Here is a 957-nt window from a genome sequence, read left to right as displayed (position 1 = left end):
TCTGATGAGACCCGCGAAAACCGCTACATCGCGCAAAAACTGAACGAGGTTGCGGACCTGCTGCAACACCAAGACGCCAACACCTTCCGGGTTCAGGCTTACCGCGACGCGGCCTCGTACATCACGCGTATGGACACACCGTTGCGGGACATCTCTGCCGCCGACGGTCGCGCGGGGTTGGAGGATTTGCCAAGTATCGGTCCGTCGATTGCCGGCGCTATCCAGGAGCTGCTTGAGACCGGCGCGCTGACCATTATCGACCGGCTACGCGGCGCGATCGACCCTGAAAAGCTTTTTCAGTCTGTTCCGATGATCGGCCCCCACCTAGCGCATATCATCCATGAAGAACTGGGACTCGAAACACTGGAAGACCTCGAAGTTGCAGCCCACGACGGTCGCTTGGCTGGTCTGAAAGGTCTGGGACCGCGTCGGATAGCCGGCATCCGGATGGCATTGGCTGAAATCCTGGCCCGTCGCCGTCCACGCCCCGTCGCTGACACGTTCGCAGTGCCGACGGTCGAGCAAATTCTTGATGTCGATAAGGAATACCGCGCCAAAGCCGAAGCTGGGAAATTGCCCGCGATCCAGCCGCGCCGTTTCAATCCGCAAGGTGATGCCTGGCTGCCCATTCTGCATACCGAACGCGGATCATGGCATTTTACCGCGCTCTATTCGAACACATCTCGCGCCCATCGACTGGGCCGGACGACCGATTGGGTTGTGGTCTACTTTGAGCTGGACGGGCAAGGCGAAGGGCAATGCACGGTCGTGACAGAACACCATGGCCCCCTCAGCGGGTTACGCGTTGTCCGTGGACGCGAGGATGCGTGCATGCGCCACTATGAGGTGAATGCGGCAGCCTCGGCGCGACGCGGCTGACCCGCGCCATCAGATGACAGCCGCCAAGTCCCCTCCACTGCATCTGCGCATCAAACGGATGCTGGAAACCCTGAGCGG

1 protein-coding gene is annotated in these 957 nt (G+C 60.8%); it reads left to right on the top strand.

Annotated elements, in window-relative coordinates:
- A partial coding sequence (locus BOA8489_RS20045) for a helix-hairpin-helix domain-containing protein (RefSeq protein WP_217897988.1) occupies positions 1-879 on the top strand: 879 nt, incomplete at its 5' end.
- Between the last annotated feature and the right edge of the window lie 78 nt (positions 880-957).

Source organism: Boseongicola aestuarii (assembly GCF_900184815.1).
Taxonomy (GTDB): domain Bacteria; phylum Pseudomonadota; class Alphaproteobacteria; order Rhodobacterales; family Rhodobacteraceae; genus Boseongicola; species Boseongicola aestuarii.
This window is presented reverse-complemented; position numbering and strand designations above follow the sequence as displayed.